Below are 16,952 nucleotides of genomic sequence, written 5' to 3'. Positions count from 1 at the left end.
AGATAATTTTCATTATCTCCTTTATTTATATTTGCTTTTCCGCAATTTCGAATTAGTCTGCAGTAGTAATAGTTATTTCTACTCTTCTGTTTTGAGCTCTTCCTTCTGCTGTATCATTTGAAGCTATAGGCTCATTTTTACCTTTACCGATTACGGCAATATTGTTTCTTACACCGTAATCTTTCTTCAATGATGTTGCAACGGAAGATGCTCTCTTTTCAGATATAACTTGGTTAACTTCATCGCTTCCTACGTTATCGGTATGTCCTTCAACCAAAACTTCCGCATCAGGATAATTTTCCAATTCTGTTGCTACTTGTTTCAAGCTTGTTTTTCCGTTATTGTTCAACTGATCGGTTCCGAATACGAATGTAGGTTTTTCGCCTAATTTAAATGTTTTAATTTTTTTGTTTTTCATTTTTTCCGCTTCTTGTTCGCTTACAACATTTGCTTCATATTTCTGTATTCTGTTCTGTAATTCTTTTTCTCTTTCTTTAGCATCATTCAATTCTTTATCTTTTTCATCTATCTCTTTTTTCAATGCTTCTTCTTCGGTTATCTTATCGTTCAACATTGCAGTTATCTTTTCTACATCTTCATCGGTAACTTTTTTATTGTTTATGCATCCGAATTTGTACATCAATCCGACATTTGCATAGTAGTTAGTTGCAACATTTGCAAAGTTTCCTAATCCGTTTGCAAATATGTTCCAGTTTTCGGATAAATCATAATCTACTCCGATTCCGCCGGTTATTGTTGTTTGTGCATTTTCAGCACTCCATATCTTCATCTTTGTTTCATCTTTGAAATCCAACAATGATGATTCTATTTCATTTTGTTTGTCGGTCAACAACTGTCTTGCTCCGGCTTTTGCATACCAACCGAATTTTTTTACTCTACCGTTTAATTCAAGTCCTGCTCTTGCTTCTGCTGTCATTGCGCTGTAATCTTCTATCTTCAAGTTCAATGAATCAGCATTCTTTTCTTCGTAACCTTCATTGTTAATATAGCTGCCGACTGCTCCGATAAACGGTTTCAAGTATATTTTATGTTTAGACTGACTGTCTTTCTTATTCAAGCTTATCTTGTATCCTACTTCCAAGTCTAATGCTGCACTGTAACCGTTATGTTCGCTGTTTGCCGTTCTGTCCATAAATGCGATTGTTCTGTCTATTGAGTATTGTTCATATCCGCCCAATAACAATCCTTTCAACAACCATTTATCTGTTTCATATCCGCCGTAGAAACCTAAGTTAATATCATTCATTCTGGCTTTATCGTTTGTTTGTTTCAATTCGCTTGTTCCGTAACCTGCCGTAACACCCAATGTTAAGTTCTTTGCGGATATCATATCGTATCCTACCAAGAATCCGTTAACCGAAGTTTCGTGTTTAGGTGAATTTTTGTCATTGTCTACACTGTAGTTGTTGTAATAATATTCTCCCCAAACTTTGCTGTGAGCTTTTTTGCAAGGTAATATATCTTGTGTTCTTTCTTTTACCTTATCATAAACATGTTCGGCTTTTGTATTGAAGAATGTTAAGTTAGTTGCATTTGAATGTATTACACCGCCGATATCATTCAATGCTGCTTTCAAACCATCTATATCGTATGTAGATTCATAATAGTATAATTGTTCCATTGCATCCAACGGATTTGTTATATCTCCTCCGTTTCCTGTCGATATAGCATCTATAGCATTTGCAACTTCCTGTTCGTTATGGCTTCTGTCAAATTCCGTTGCTTCGGAATATTCACTTTGTTTTCTTTGTAACTCTATCTTCAATGCATTACCTTCCGTGTATACTCTTGTCGATATTCTTGTTTCGTATCCTTCTCTTAAATCTCTTGCATCATTATCGTTAAATGTTACATTTGCTTCATCGTATTCAAATCCGTCTGCCAATGAACTTGCATTTATTAAATCTATTGTTTCGGCAACATAATATTTACCTTCCAAGTTATTCAATGTTATTTTTGCATTCGGATCGATTGTCGTTGTTCCGGACACTTGTGTATTATCATTGTAGTGACCTTCTGTATCCATATCGAATTGTCCGAATTCCACATCATATTCTCCGTCATTTTCAAATATCAAGTTACCGTTTACTTTAAATGTCGTTGTTGAATTTCCGGGTGCGAATGTTGCTCCGGTTCCGATTATTAAATCTCCTGCAGTTATATCTCCGTATCCTTGCAACGATGCATTTTCCACTCTCATTTCGTTTGTAACTTCAAATGTGTTTCCGCTTCCGCCCATTTCACTGTCATTATTTATTATAAATGTTCCTGCCGTTATATTTGCATCTAATGCTTTGAAGTTTTCCGTTACAGTCATTGTTGCTTCGCCGGTCTTGCTGAACGATCCCATATCGGCAATTTCGTTCAATGTAACTTCACCTTCCGCATCGTAGAACTCAACTGCTGAATCTTCCGCTCCGCTTCCGGTTACTTTTCCGTTAATATTTTTCGTTGTTCCTATTACCGTTCCGCTGCTTATTATGGTATCTCCGGCATATCCGTTTGTTTCCATCTGTAAATCTAATACACCTTCTCCCGTCTTTACCAAATCTTTGTTGCCGTATATTGTGCCGGTCAAGGTTGTTGTGCTTCCTGCTACTTCTATATTTACATCATTGTGATCTGTTCCCATTATCTCGTTTGCTAACTCTACTTCACCGTCACTGTTTATTATCAATTTTCCGCCGTCCATATAAACCGTATTTTCACTTATTCCGTTTGCTGCCGTTATTTCTATTGCTCCACCTGTTATTGTCGTTGTTCCGGTATATGCATTATCTCCGCTCAATGTTACTGTTCCTTCACCTTCTTTTACTATCTTTCCCGCACCGGTTATTGCTGCAGCTATTTCTGCCTCACTGTCATCTTTCAAGTTCAATACTGTTTCTTCACCTGTTATTGTTATACTGTCACTTATATTCAAATCTGCCGCATCTGTTATTAATGTTGAACCGTCTGCTACGGTTATTGCTTCTGCCGTTATTGAACTTGTTCTTACATTTTCAAAGTCGCCACCGGTTATATTTATCTCTTTCTGTTCAATGTTTGCTTGGTTAACTAAATCGTTTTCTACTACCAATATTCCTTCACCGTCTTCTGCCATTGTTATTTCGTTGTTATTTGTTCCGCCTATAAATGTCAATGTTCCGTTATTTTCTATTCCTTCCGTTGTCGTTATATCATCTGCTATTGTCTTAAATCCGCTACCGTTCGTTATAGCAATCGCATTTTGGCTTATTGCCGTTCCGGTCGAATTTTCTATCGTTCCGTCTATCGTTAATTTTCCTGTTCCATCTATTACATTCTTGTTTGTTCCTTCTCCTGTGTATATGAACAAACCTTCGTTTGTTATTCCGTCTGAAATGGTTAAGTTTGCAATATCCGTTTCAAATCCGGAATCTGAATCTTCTATCTTTAACGTTTTTTGTGATATTGTTCCGCCATCATTTGTATAAACTGTAGAGGATATTACTAAATCTCCTTTACCGATTATATTGTTTGAACTGGAAATTTCATCTGCTCCACCGCCATCTTCTGCAGGTTTCAATACATTTATCTTTAATGTTCCGTCATTGGTTATTTGCTCACTTGCAACTACTTGACTGTGAGTTATCAATGTTGCACCGGAACTTATAGTTATATTTGATGCGGTGATTGTTGCCATTTCATCGCCTTCACCAACATTATGTTCAACCGTTCCGCTCAATATATCTATATTTGTTTGGGTTATGTTCTGATCGTTCTCTAAATCACCGTCTATAGTCAAGTTTCCGGTTCCGGTAATTGTACTTGTATTTACCATATTGCTGCCAACAAATACTAAGTCGCCTGCATTTGCTATTCCGTTATCGGTTGTTAAGTCACTTGCATTTGCTTGTAAACTTGCACCGTCATTAATAGTTATTGATCCTTGATCTATTGTTGTTTCTTCTTCATTTATAACATTTCCGGATATTATTACGTTTCCGTTTCCAGGTACAGCACCATCGCCGCGGCCTATAATATTTTTGTTTGTTCCGCCGGTAATTTCCAAATCTCCGTTATTTTGTATTCCTTTAATATCTCCGTCAGTTGCCGTTTCTATATCATCTGCATTCATTACAAACTTAGCATCTTCTTTAACTTCTATAAATTGTTGTGATACTTTTGTTCCTGTTGAATTTGCAACTTCTCCGGAAATAAACAATATTCCGGTTTCTCCCTCTATTACATTTTTGTTTGTTCCGCCGGTAAATGTTATTTCACCTGCATTTGCTATTTTACCGTCGGTTGTTGTAATAATATTATCTGCGTTTGCCGTTAATGTTGCATCCGCATTAACTGTTATTGTTGATGCTTTTATGCTTGCTGAATCATTTATGGTTATTTCTGCCTGTTCGGAGATATTTATATTTTCTTGAGATATATTGCTTGCAACATCAATTTTGTTCGATAATGTTGTATCTCCTATACCTTTTATTTCACTATTTAATTCTGCAGCTTCATCTTCTCCGCCAACCAAAATTAATTCACCGTTATTCATAATTAATGTAACTTCGGTATTTGCAACACTTGCCGTTAAACTGCTACCTTCAACATCACTTATTTCTACTCTGGCTTGCTGTAATGTTGCTTCACCCATATCTATACCAACACCTTTAATGGTTGTTGTTCCTTCTCCTGAAATACCTTTATTAAATGTTGTGGCATTTCCTATTAATACAAGTTCACCGTTGTTTGCAACATCAATTGAAGCTTCATTTTGAGGATCTAAATCTTCACTGTCAAATTCTGCAAAAGTTACTCCGTTAAGTGTTGTTGTTCCGTTATTTGTTATTACTGCATCACCTGTATTATTTTTGAATGTAACACCTTTTACTCTGAGCTCACCGTCTTCATTGTCTACGGTTATTGCATTGTCGAATCCCGAGAATTCTGCCAATTCTTGTACCGTTAACATTTTTGACCTTGTTTCAAGTCCTTTTACGTTAGTGGTACTTGTTAAAATGTTGTTGTTACCGTTTATTGTTAAATCTTCTTTTAAATAGTTAACATCTTCACCATTATCATCTCCCAACCATTTTGTTACCTGATCCGTAACACCTTCCCCTACTATACTGTAAGATGCAGCTCCATCAAATACTGCATTAGGTAATCCGCCGTAACCTAAAGTTTTTATCTTTAACCAAGTGGAATCTTCTCTGTTGTCTACCGTAATTTCATATTCGTTATTCTGTGTAGCAAATATTGCACCTTCCGGTATTTCGGCTTTTATATTTCCTTCCGATATTTGAATGTCCGGTGTTTCATATGCATCATCGGACAACAATTTTATGTTCTTTATTACGGCTTTTCCGTTTGATTCTACATTAGTTAACTTATCTCCTGAAGCAGCAGATAAATCCAAATCTAAATTCCAATTCCATGTTATACCATCTTCTATGGTTACACCATCAACTAGAATATCGTCTGTTTTTTCGTTTTGGGTATCTAATGTTGCACCGTTTTTAATATTTAATACTGATGTTTTTAAGCTTGATTCTTCTTGTAAAATAAGTGTGGCATCTTCTTTTATATTTATTTCGTTTTGGCTTATGAAGTTTTCTGCTGATACGGTAACTACATCATTAATATTTACTACAGAACCTCCGGATGCCGCTCCGCTTACATTATAAGAAATGGTTCCGCCCATAACATCGTATACACCTGTTTCGGTGTTAGATACTAATGCTTTAACTCCGCTTGCATTGGATATTAATGTTCCGGAATTTGTTATTTCGGTTGCTTCTATCGTTCCGCCCTCGTAAGTTCCATCTTCCGTTTCTTCACCATAATTTTCTATTATTCCGTCTTCTTCATTAACTATATTGGTTGCCGTAATAGAACCCGAACTTGCAATCGTGCCGCCATTGGTTAATGTATCGCTTACAGATATTGTTCCTGTGCTGTTTATTGTACCGCCATAATAGTTGTAAACTATTTCAGCATCTATTGCAGCATCTTCTGCGTTTTCTATTAAACCGTTACTGATTATTTCTTTTGCAGTTATTGTTCCGGATGAATTTGTTATTGTGGCAACATTAGCATTAGCTAATGTTCTATATGCCGTAATAGAACCTGAACTTACTATCGTTCCGTTATTAACTAAACTTGTAGATACTATTACTCCGTATTCTCCATTGTATAAACTTGCGCCTTCATTGTTGTTGAAAATATTTGCACCTATTGTTCCTTGTTTTTCACCGGTACCATCATTTTTTACTTGTCCGTCATTTACCAAATACAATGCTTCAACAACTCCTGCATTTTCCAAGATAGCACTTTCTTGTACCGTTACGGAACTTTTTGCTATTACCGTTGCATCATTGTTTGTAAACTCTACATTCTCTTTTATTGTTATATCGTTCTGTTCTATATTTGCATTGTTTGCTAATTTAGATTCAATACTTAAGTTTCCGTAAGTTGTATTTTCTTCTTCATCTGTTAAACCTGTTATTTCATTATTGTTTGTCATATCGTCGGTTCCGATAAACACCAACTCACCTGCATTTGCTATTGTACTATCCGTAATGTCACTTGCATTTGCCGTAAATGTGCTCGTTTGTAAAACTTCTATATTTTGTTTTGAAATTCCAATTGCTTCATCATTTTTAACATTACCGTTTATTCTTAATGTACCTTCGTTGGAAGCTGTTATTGCATTTTTGTTTAATACATAATCAACGTCTCCGCCGTAAAATTCTACTATTCCGTCATTGGTTACAGAAGCTGTTAAATCTACCAAATTCTCGGGATTTACTGATAACAAGCCGTCTGCTTCAACTGTTATTGAAGAATTTGTAATCGAACCGTCTGCTACATCGTTTCCAACCATATTATTCATTATCAAACTTCCGCTTGATACTGTTATTGTTTGATAAGATATCGTTGTTGAAGAATTTACTACTGCAGCATTTTCTGCATCACCGATATTTAATATGTTTTCATCTATTGCCTGATTTTCGCTTGTTATTCCATTTTCAACTACAAAACCGCTTGAAACAATATTTAATGTTCCGCCGTTATTTATTATTTGTCCCGATACTGATGAATTCTCTTCAAAATATGCTACCGCATCGGTATTGTTTACAAAATCGCCTTCTTGTCTTACATCTTTCAAGTGAAGGCTGTCACCTTTCATATAGTTATATATGTCTGCTTCTATTGTTGTTTGAATTGCTGCACGAGTATTTGTGCTGCCGTCAAGTCTTAATGTTTTATCTCCATAGAATTCCAATCTGTCCTGCTGTATTGTTGCACCGAATATACCTATTGTTGTTTCATCTTGTGCATCAGCCGTTACTGTTATTGAAGATACACCCACACCTGTTAAACTGTCTAAACCGTAACCTGCTGCTTCAGACAAGTTCAAAACCAATTTTCCGTCATTTTGTAGTTTTGAGCCTGTAATGTAATTTGTTTCTATTGTGTTATCTTCCAAGTTTATATATGTTATCTTATTTCCTATAGTAATTGTAGATTGTTTTATATCTTGTCTTGAGGTTGCTGCCGCTTCTCCGGATACTCCATCACTTATTTCAAAAACCAAGACACCGTCTTTATCTTCATCGCTTACAATATTTAAATCAAAATATCTATCAGAATCGAGCACAAGCGTTATTGTTCCGTTATTTGTAATTGTACCTGCTGTTGTCGTAGGTGTTTCTCCGGAATTATCCGTACTTTGTATTTTTAAGTTTTGTATTTCTGCCGTTAAAGAAGAATCTTCGTCTACGATTAATTTGGATTGTTCTATTGAATTGCTGCCCATATTTACATTTGCACCTAAATTAATAGTTGTTGCACCTGTTCCTGTTATATTACTTGAAAATCTTTCTACTGTTCCGGTAGAAAGAGTTAATGATCCGTTGTTTTTTATTTCCGGATTTGTATCTTGTGCTGTAATACTAATACTTGAAACATTTATTGCAAAAGAAGAACCCTCACCTATTTCCAAATAAGATTGTTCTAATACTGCTTCTTCACCAAGTACTAATGTTCCGCCGTTGATTACAGTTCTTCCTGTTCCTGTTACACCGCCGTCCATCGTTGTTGTTCCGTTTAAGAAAGAAAGTTCCCCGTCGTTATAAACATCATTTGCTACTTCACTTGCCGTATTACCGCTGAATTCGGAATTGTTTATTGTCATTGTTCCCGTATTATATATTGCTCCGCCTTTACCGCTTGCACTGTTTGCCGTAAATTTGGAATTTTCTATCAACAATTTTCCATTGGTATTACTTATTACCGAACCATCTCCGGTTTTAGTAAACTTTTCGAATGTTGTATCAACTACGGTTGCAGATTGTCCTTCACCTATTTCAAAACCGGAAGCAGAACCTGCACCGGATACAGCTTTATTATCACCTTTAATAGTTAATTCCGCTGCACCTTGTGTACCTAATGTTGTATCTGTTGTTTCAGCCTCAATATTACTTTCAAGTCCTATAACTTGCGATGTTACCGCTCCATCAGAGATTAAAGCACCTAATTCCGCAAAAGTTGTCGGTGCTGCAGCATAACTCAAAGGAGTAAATGCCAATGTTGCAGTAAGCAACACAGCAAAAAACTTACTTGACTTCTTAACAAACTTGTTAAACATCTTTTTCTCCTAAACTAAAATTTTTTTATTTTTTTACTTATTTTAAAAACAAAAAAATCCGTTACATAAAATTAAATTTGGACTTTTATGTATTTATTTTTCAAGATTATACAAAAATTTTTTTTATTTTTTAAAGAGCCCTACAAAATTAAAATCTTTTAAAAACATCTGTTTTAAGTGACGATACCTTATCCAAGAAGATAAAACCGTCTAAATGATCTATTTCATGTTGAATTGTTATTGACTCAAAACCGTGAGTTTTTAATAATTGTTTTTTACCTTCTATATCCAAATACTCAACTTCTATTTTATTTTTTCTTACAACATTTCCGGTAAAATCCGGAACACTTAAACAACCTTCTCTCGATTTTAACTTTCCCGAACTGTAAGTTATTTTAGGATTTATCATTATTAAAAAACCGTTATTATGATGCGGTTTCGGATTTAAAGAAATATCTACCAATACTATTCTTAATAATACTCCTACTTGAACCGCAGCAATACCGACACAATGACTGGAAGAAAGCATGGTTTCTCTCATATTACCTATGAGAGTTTTTATTTTGTAATCTATTTTTTCTACCGGTAAACTAACTTGTTTTAGTATCGGATTTGGAATTGTTACTATATCTAATATCGGCACTTTTATTTCCTGTTTTATAAGCTTAATGCTTACAGTTTAAGACAACTACTTTTAACAACGAGATCCCGCATCAAGTGCGGGATGACATTTTTTTCTATTCTTCTAAATTTTCTGTGAATCCGCTTGATTTACAAAAATTTCAACATTAAGTTCTTGTGCCAAATGTTTTAAATGATGTTTAAAATCGTCCATCTTAACCGTTTTGGGAATATTTACTTCCAACAACATTATGTACACTTTATCTTTTTTACCCGAAATTTTTGTTTGAACATCGGTTATATTTATCTTTTTGTCGGCTAAGAATTTACTTACATTATAAACGATACCTACTCTGTCCGAACCGTAAACGGCAATAATGTAGTCACCGAAATTCTTTTTATTTGTTTTAGGTTTATCCACTTCCGTTACCGAATAAGATAATCCCAACTTTTTCATGGAAGAATTTAAACTTCTTTTTATTTTGGAAACATCCGAATTTTTAGGACAAGCGAGCAACAATATAACCGCAAACTGCCCCGATAACAATGTCATTGTGGAATCTTCAATGTTGCAACCTAACTTAAAAAGAATTTCCGATATTGAACTTACAATACCTGTTCTGTCTTTTCCTATTGCCGACAAAGATAACATTTTCATTATTTTAATATTTCCCCTATATTTTCTATAACAGATTTTAAATTATCTGTTTTTTTACCGCCGCCTTGTGCAAAGTCCGGTTTTCCGCCGCCCGAACCATCGATCTTTGAAGCAAATTGTTTTGCTATTTTTCCCGCAGCATAACCTTGTTTAACTATATCTTGGCTTACGGATATAACAAAAGATATTTTGTCTTGAAGTTTCGATGCTATAACTATAATTGCCGATGCTTTTTTTTCTTTAACTTTATCTACCATCTCTCTTAAAGTTTTAACATCAACACCTTCAACAGCAAATGCAATTACATTAATACCGTTTATATCTTTCGCGGATTTTATATATTCGTCTATCTCGCCCGCAATAACTTTACTTTTTAAAGAAGATATTTCGGTTTCAAGATTTTTGTTATCTTGCAACATTTTTTCAATTGCCGGAACAACCATAACTTTTGAAGTTTTTAATAATGCTGCAATTTCGTCTATCTTGTTTTCCAAACCGTCAACATATTTCTCGCATGCACTGCCGCAAACAGCTTCTATTCTTCTTATTCCGCTGCCTACCGAACTTTCGGAAACGATTTTAAACATTCCGATATCGCCGGTTTTTTGAACATGTGTTCCGCCGCAAAGTTCCATTGAATAATATTTGTCGTCGGTTTCTATAACTTTAACTGTTCTTACAACATCACCGTACTTTTCACCAAACAAAGCCATAGCACCTTCTTTTCTTGCTTGTTCTATAGGCATTTCGGTAATAGATACGGGATAATTCTGTCTTATGGCTTTATTTACATCTTTTTCTATTTTTTTAAGTTCTTCTTTTGTTACCGCTTTAAAGTGGTTAAAGTCAAACCTTAAATTGTCCGGACAAACCAAAGAACCCGCCTGAGCAACATGGTTACCTAAAACGGATCTCAACACTTTTTGTAACAAATGTGTTGCGGTATGATGTCTTGCGGTTTGATTTCTTTTATCGGTATTTATCGATGCAGTTAGAACATCACCTGCTTTTACTTTCCCTTTTTCAACTACAACTTTATGAACAAAAAGTTTTCCGATAGGTTTTGTTACGTCGGTAACTTCTATATTTACAGACTCGTTAAACATTATTCCGGTATCTGCAACTTGTCCTCCGGATTCGGCATAAAAAGGAGAATTAGATAAAATCATTTCGCCTTTCTCACCTTTAGATAACGATTCAACTTTTTTACCGTCTTTTACGAGTGCAATAACTTTTACGGAAGAACTGTTTTGTGTGTATCCTTCGAAAGTTGTATCTCCACACTCTTTATGTAATACCGAATAAAATGTTATATCTTGTTCTCCTGAACCGCTCCATGCTCCTCTGGATTTTTCCTGAGCAAGTTTCTTTTCCTGCTCAAAACCTTTTTCGTCTATTGTTAAACCCTGTTCAAGTGCAATTTCTTTTGTAAGTTCGTGAGGAAATCCGTAAGTATCGTAAAGTTTAAATACATCTTCACCTTTCAACACAGAAACATTTTTCGCTTTATATTGTGATATAAGATTATTCAATAAATCCGTTCCGGTATTTAATGTTTCAAGGAATTTTTCCTCTTCAACTTTCGCCATAGACTTTATGTTATCAAGTCTTGCGGTAAGTTCCGGATATGCGGGTTTCATAACATCATGAACAACATCTACGAGTTTGTACAAGAAAGGTTCGTTCATACCGAAAACTTTTCCTTGTCTAACGGCTCTTCTTAAAATTCTTCTTAAAACATAACCTCTGCCTTCATTTGAAGGATGAATACCGTCGGAAATTAAGAATGTTATTGCTCTTGCATGGTCTGCAATCATTCTTAATTTAGGTATATTATCGTTAAACGAAACTTTCAATAATTCCGATGCTGCATTCATCATAGGTAAAAACAAATCAGTATCAAAAACATTATTTTTACCGTTAGCCGCAGCAACTATTCTTTCAAGTCCCATACCGGTATCTATATTTTTTCTTCCCAACGGTTTTAACGAACCGTCTTCTTGTCTGTCGAACTGTGTGAAAACAAGATTCCATATTTCAAGATATCTGTTACAATCGCACCACGGACCGCATGTAGGTTTATGACAACCCATATCTTCGCCCAAATCTATCAATATTTCCGAGCACGGACCGCAAGGGCCTGTAGGTCCCATTGTCCAAAAGTTTGTTTCGTCGCCCATCTTTATAATTCTTGATTCGGGAACAAATTTTTTCCACATTTGTCCGGCTTCATCGTCGTCTTTATAAATTGTTGCATAAAGTTTTTCTTTGGGCAACTGCATATAGTTGGTAAGAAAATCCCATGCCCATGCAATAGCTTCTTCTTTAAAATAATCACCGAAAGAAAAGTTACCTAACATTTCAAAAAATGTTAAGTGTCTGTTAGTTACTCCCACTTGATCTATATCTGAAGTTCTAAAACATTTTTGCGAGGATGTTGCTCTTGTAAAAGTATCCTTACTTTGACCTAAAAAATGTTTCTTAAATTGAACCATTCCCGCGGAAGTAAACAATAATGTTTTATCTCCCGAAGGTACTAATGAATCCGACGGTACAACTTTGCAACCTTTTTCACTAAAAAAGTCCAAAAAAGTTTTCCTGATATACGCTGATTGTTTATTCATAATAGATAATTTTAGCAAACTAAAAAGGTATTGTAAACGGCAAGAAGGCAGAGGATTTGGAGGATTTGGAAAGGCAATGTACAATGTATAATATAAATTTCGGAGTGTCTATGGCACAAATTTTTATAGATTCTGAATCAAGTTCAGAATGACAACGACAAACGACGAGATCCCGCATCAAGTGCGGGATGACAGACTTAACGACAATGTATAATGTATAATTTACAATTTACAATGTATAATTAACTACAAACTACCAACTACAAACGACAAACTACTAACGACGGGATTCCGCATCAAGTGCTGGATGACAACCTAATTTCCTATTTTTCTGTCATTAAACTTTTCAACCTTTCACCAACGAATTGTAAAACAATTCGTGTTCACCCGTTCATCTGTCGTTATCAGTATTTCATCAATTGAATAAGATAGTAAAATATCGGAGCACAGAATAAATAAGAATCGAATCTGTCGAGCATTCCCCCGTGCCCCGGAAGAATGTTACCGGAATCTTTTATGTTGCAATCTCTCTTGAACAAAGATTCGGCAAGATCCGAAAATTGACCTACAAAAGAAATAACAAGAGCAAATATTATTGCTTCGTTATTTGTTATTATATTCTGCATAAAGAAATGTCTGTATACCAAAGAAACAAGCACTGCCGTAACAACACCTGCAATTGCTCCTTCTATTGTTTTTTTTGGACTTATAAGTGAAGCAAGTTTATGTTTACCGAACTTTTTACCGATAAAATATGCTCCCGTATCCAACATCCAAATATTAACAAACAAAAATATAATGTAATGAATACCGTATTTAGGAATATCTCTTATTAAAACCATATGAAAAAGTGCCCAGGTAATAAAAAATGTTCCCAAAGCCGTAACCGCCAAAGAAGCAGAAACATTTTCTATCGATTTTCTGAACATCGCAAAAAAGAATATTAAAAACACGGATACTATAACCGTTTCCTGAACATAAGTTCCCGTGCATAAAGCAAGATAAAAAACGATTGCCGCCAAAGTTCCGAAAAATCTCAAAGGATTATACTTTTTGCAAATCGAAAAGAATTCCATAACGGAAAAAAGTATAACTGCAAAAAACATAATATAAAATGCAAGTCCGCCGTAATATATACATGCAATAACTACAGGTATTCCTACTAATGCGGTCAATATTCTTGGTATCAACATTTTTTTATCCTTTTATTTAGCTTATAGCTTACAGCTTATTAAAAAATTGCAGAGCAATTTTCAGCTTACAGTTTAACTGCGAGATCCCGTATCAAGTACGGGATGACAAACTAAAAAAATTTTCTTTCTTAAATTACTAATTACTAATTGCTAATTACTAATTGTCGTTCTAAATTTTCCCGAATCTTCTGTCCCTTTTTTGGTAGTCGATAATTGCTTTACAAAATTCATCTTCGTTAAAATCAGGCCACAAAACATCGGTTACATAAATTTCGGTATAAGCAATTTGCCACAACAAAAAATTCGAAATTCTCATTTCACCGGAAGTTCTTATCAACAAATCGGGATCCGGCAACCCTTTCGTATACAAACAATCTGAAAAATCTTGCTCGGTAGGATTTGTTATTCCTTTACTCATCAAATCCCTGCAAGCCATTAAAATTTCTTGTCTGGAACCATAATTTAATGCAAGGTTCAAAACAAGACTTTTCATATCTTTTGTTTTATCTACAGCTTCTTTAAGTTCCGCCTGAATATCTTCCGACATTCTTGAAATATCACCGCTTACTCTAAACGAAATTTGGTTTTCAATCATATTCTCCAATTCGCTTTTCAAATATGTTTTCAACAATGTCATTATTCCGGATACTTCGTCTTTCGGTCTTTGCCAATTCTCCGTAGAAAAAGCATATAGGGTCAAAACCTGTATATTGAGTTTTCTTACAAACTCAACTATCTTTTTAACAGTCTTGACCCCATTAGTATGACCGATTATTCTGGGCAACATTCTTTTCTTTGCCCATCTTCCGTTACCGTCCATGATTATTGCAACATGTTTCGGTAACTTTGTTAAATCTATTTGTTCTTTCAAAGACACTTTTTTACTACTTTATAAAAATTACTTTTGAGATATTGCGTTTACAGGGCAATTTGCTGCACATGCACCACATTCAACACATGCATCACCAATTGCATACTTGCCGTCATCACCTGCTTTTATTGCTTCTACAGGACAATTTGCTGCACAAGAACCGCAACCTACACAAGTTTCCTTATCTATTGAATAAGCCATTTTACAACCTCCCCTTTTTTATTGATTATATTTTCATTAATTCTTCTTCTTTTTGTTTTACCAATTCTTCTATTTTACCTACATAAGTATCCGTCAATTTTTGAACATCAACTTCATATTTCTTTCTGTCGTCTTCAGTAATTGTTTTTTCTTTTTCCAATTTCTTTATTTCATCAACAATATGTCTTCTTTCATTTCTTATTGCAACTTTATAATCTTCAGACATTTTGTTAACAACTTTAACGATTTCTTTTCTTCTTTCTTCCGTAAGTGCAGGTATTGAAATTCTTACGATTTTACCGTCATTTACAGGTGTAAGTCCCAAATCGGATTTCAATATAGCTTTTTCTATTGCACCGAGCTGAGTTAAATCCCAAGGTCTTATTTCCAATGTTCTTCCGTCGGGAACACTAACTCCGGCAACCTGATTTAAAGCCAATAATGAACCGTAACTTTCAACTTTTATTCCGTCCAAAAGAGCTGCATTTGCTCTGCCAGTTCTAACTGTAGAAAAATCATGTTTTGTTTTTTCTATTGTTTTTTTCATAGCATCTTCGCCGGATGCCAAAAGTTCTTTAGGTAACATTACTCCTCCGTTATTTGGATACTATAGTTCCGATTTTTTGTTTATTCAACACTTTTTTTAAGTTGCCTTTTTTATGGAAATCGAAAACATAAATATCAATATCGTTTTCCATGCACAACAAAAAAGCGGAAATGTCCATTATTTTTAAATTTTTATTTATTGCTTCGCTGTAGGTTATTTTATCATATTTCTTTGCTTTAGGGTCTTTTTTCGGATCTGCGGAATAAACACCGTCAACTTGTGTAGCTTTCAACAAAATGTCGGCTTTTATTTCACAAGCTCTTAATGCAGCCGTGGTATCCGTCGTGAAAAAAGGACTTCCCGTTCCGCCGCCGAATACAACCACATAACCTTCTTTTAAATATTTATCCGCCTTTGCCTGAGAAAATGTTTCGCAGAAATTTGAAACACCGCTTGCGGCAAGTGCAACAGATTTTATACCGTTGGATTTTAAACCTTCGGATATTGCTATCGCATTCATCACGGTAGCAAGCATACCCATTTTATCCGCTGATACTCTGTCTATTTCTTTTCCGGCACCTCTCCAAATATTTCCTGCGCCTACAACAATAGAGAGTTCTACTTTTTTCGATAAAACAGATTTTATTTCATCTACAACTTTTTGAAGACTTTCGGAACAAATGGATTTACCGTTTCCCGATAAAGTTTCTCCTGAAAGTTTAAGTAAAACTCTCTTATTATTTTTCATTTAATTATTCACCTATTTTAAATCTTGCAAAATTTTTAACAACTATATCCTTGCTGACTTTTGCTATAACATTTTTAATAGATTCTTTTTCTTCTCTCATATAAGGTTGTTCCATCAAACATATTTGAGAATAGAATTTGTTCAATTTTCCCAAAACGATTTTATCTATTATGTTAGCAGGTTTTCCTTCTTCCTGAAGTTGTTTAACATAAATTTCTTTTTCTTTTGCAATTTCATCAGCCGTAACCTGATCTCTTGTTATATAAAGAGGACTTACAGCAGCTATTTGCATTGCAATTTCTTTTTCAAGATTTTTGAAAGCATCACTTGCTATAACATCTGCAGGAGCTTCGAAATCAACCAAAACTCCCAAAGAATTGTTCATATGAATATATGAAGCAATTTCACCGGTTGTTGTATATTTTGCCGTTCTTTTTAAAACAATATTTTCACCTATTGTTCCGATAGCTTCTTTTATAACTTCTTGAACTGTTCTTGTATCATCGAATTTTTGATCCAATATATTATCTTGTGAAGATGATTTCATAACGAAAGAAGCCAAACTGTTTGCAAGCTCTTTAAATTTATCTGTTCTTGCAACGAAATCCGTTTCGCAGTTTAATTCAACAAGTACACCTTGTTTTTTATCATCACTGAGTTGAGCAACAACAACACCTTGTTTTGCGGATCTGTCTGCTCTTTTAACAGCAGATGCGATACCTTTTTCTCTTAATATTTTTACTGCTTCTTCTATATTGTTATTTGCTTCTTTAAGAGCATTGTTACAATCTTTTATTCCTGCTCCTGTCATTTCTCTTAATTTTGTTATAAGTTCAATAGCTGACATA

The 16,952-nt window shown here is 34.7% G+C and carries 10 protein-coding genes; all 10 read right to left on the bottom strand.

What is annotated here, in order from left to right; translation table 11 throughout:
- Positions 1–52: 52 nt before the first annotated feature.
- Positions 53–8,641: an autotransporter domain-containing protein gene (locus B2Y85_RS00520; protein WP_372518514.1), complete on the bottom strand. Its 8,589-nt coding sequence runs from the start codon at positions 8,639–8,641 to the stop codon at positions 53–55.
- Between the two features lie 148 nt (positions 8,642–8,789).
- A complete protein-coding gene (def, locus tag B2Y85_RS00515) occupies positions 8,790–9,284 on the bottom strand; it encodes a peptide deformylase (protein WP_372518513.1) in 495 nt (164 codons plus the stop codon).
- Positions 9,285–9,386: 102 nt separating this feature from the next.
- Positions 9,387–9,920 (bottom strand): glycine cleavage system protein R, encoded by a 534-nt coding sequence (locus B2Y85_RS00510; protein ID WP_372518512.1) that lies wholly within the window; start codon positions 9,918–9,920, stop codon positions 9,387–9,389.
- Complete coding sequence (alaS, locus tag B2Y85_RS00505; RefSeq protein ID WP_372518511.1) at positions 9,920–12,544, bottom strand: alanine--tRNA ligase; 2,625 nt, start codon at positions 12,542–12,544, stop codon at positions 9,920–9,922. Before alaS ends, B2Y85_RS00510 begins: the two co-directional genes overlap by 1 nt.
- A 404-nt stretch (positions 12,545–12,948) precedes the next feature.
- On the bottom strand, positions 12,949–13,737 hold the full coding sequence (locus B2Y85_RS00500) for a phosphatidate cytidylyltransferase (protein ID WP_372518510.1): 789 nt from the start codon (positions 13,735–13,737) through the stop codon (positions 12,949–12,951).
- 169 nt (positions 13,738–13,906) lie between these two features.
- Positions 13,907–14,614, bottom strand: coding sequence for an isoprenyl transferase (locus tag B2Y85_RS00495; protein ID WP_372518509.1), 708 nt, complete (start codon positions 14,612–14,614; stop codon positions 13,907–13,909).
- A 21-nt stretch (positions 14,615–14,635) separates the two neighbouring features.
- Positions 14,636–14,809 (bottom strand): 4Fe-4S binding protein, encoded by a 174-nt coding sequence (locus tag B2Y85_RS00490; protein WP_372518508.1) that lies wholly within the window; start codon positions 14,807–14,809, stop codon positions 14,636–14,638.
- 25 nt (positions 14,810–14,834) lie between these two features.
- Positions 14,835–15,395, bottom strand: coding sequence for a ribosome recycling factor (gene frr / locus B2Y85_RS00485; RefSeq protein ID WP_372518507.1), 561 nt, complete (start codon positions 15,393–15,395; stop codon positions 14,835–14,837).
- 10 nt (positions 15,396–15,405) lie between these two features.
- Positions 15,406–16,104, bottom strand: a complete 699-nt coding sequence (pyrH, locus tag B2Y85_RS00480) for a UMP kinase (protein WP_372518506.1) — start codon at positions 16,102–16,104, stop codon at positions 15,406–15,408.
- 4 nt (positions 16,105–16,108) lie between these two features.
- A complete protein-coding gene (gene tsf / locus B2Y85_RS00475) occupies positions 16,109–16,951 on the bottom strand; it encodes a translation elongation factor Ts (RefSeq protein ID WP_372518505.1) in 843 nt (280 codons plus the stop codon).
- Position 16,952: the final 1 nt, after the last annotated feature.

Source organism: Candidatus Ruminimicrobiellum ovillum (assembly GCF_002392975.1).
Lineage (GTDB): Bacteria > Elusimicrobiota > Endomicrobiia > Endomicrobiales > Endomicrobiaceae > Ruminimicrobiellum > Ruminimicrobiellum ovillum.
The sequence above is the reverse complement of the archived record's forward strand: the minus strand, read 5'-3'. Positions and strand labels throughout refer to the sequence as shown.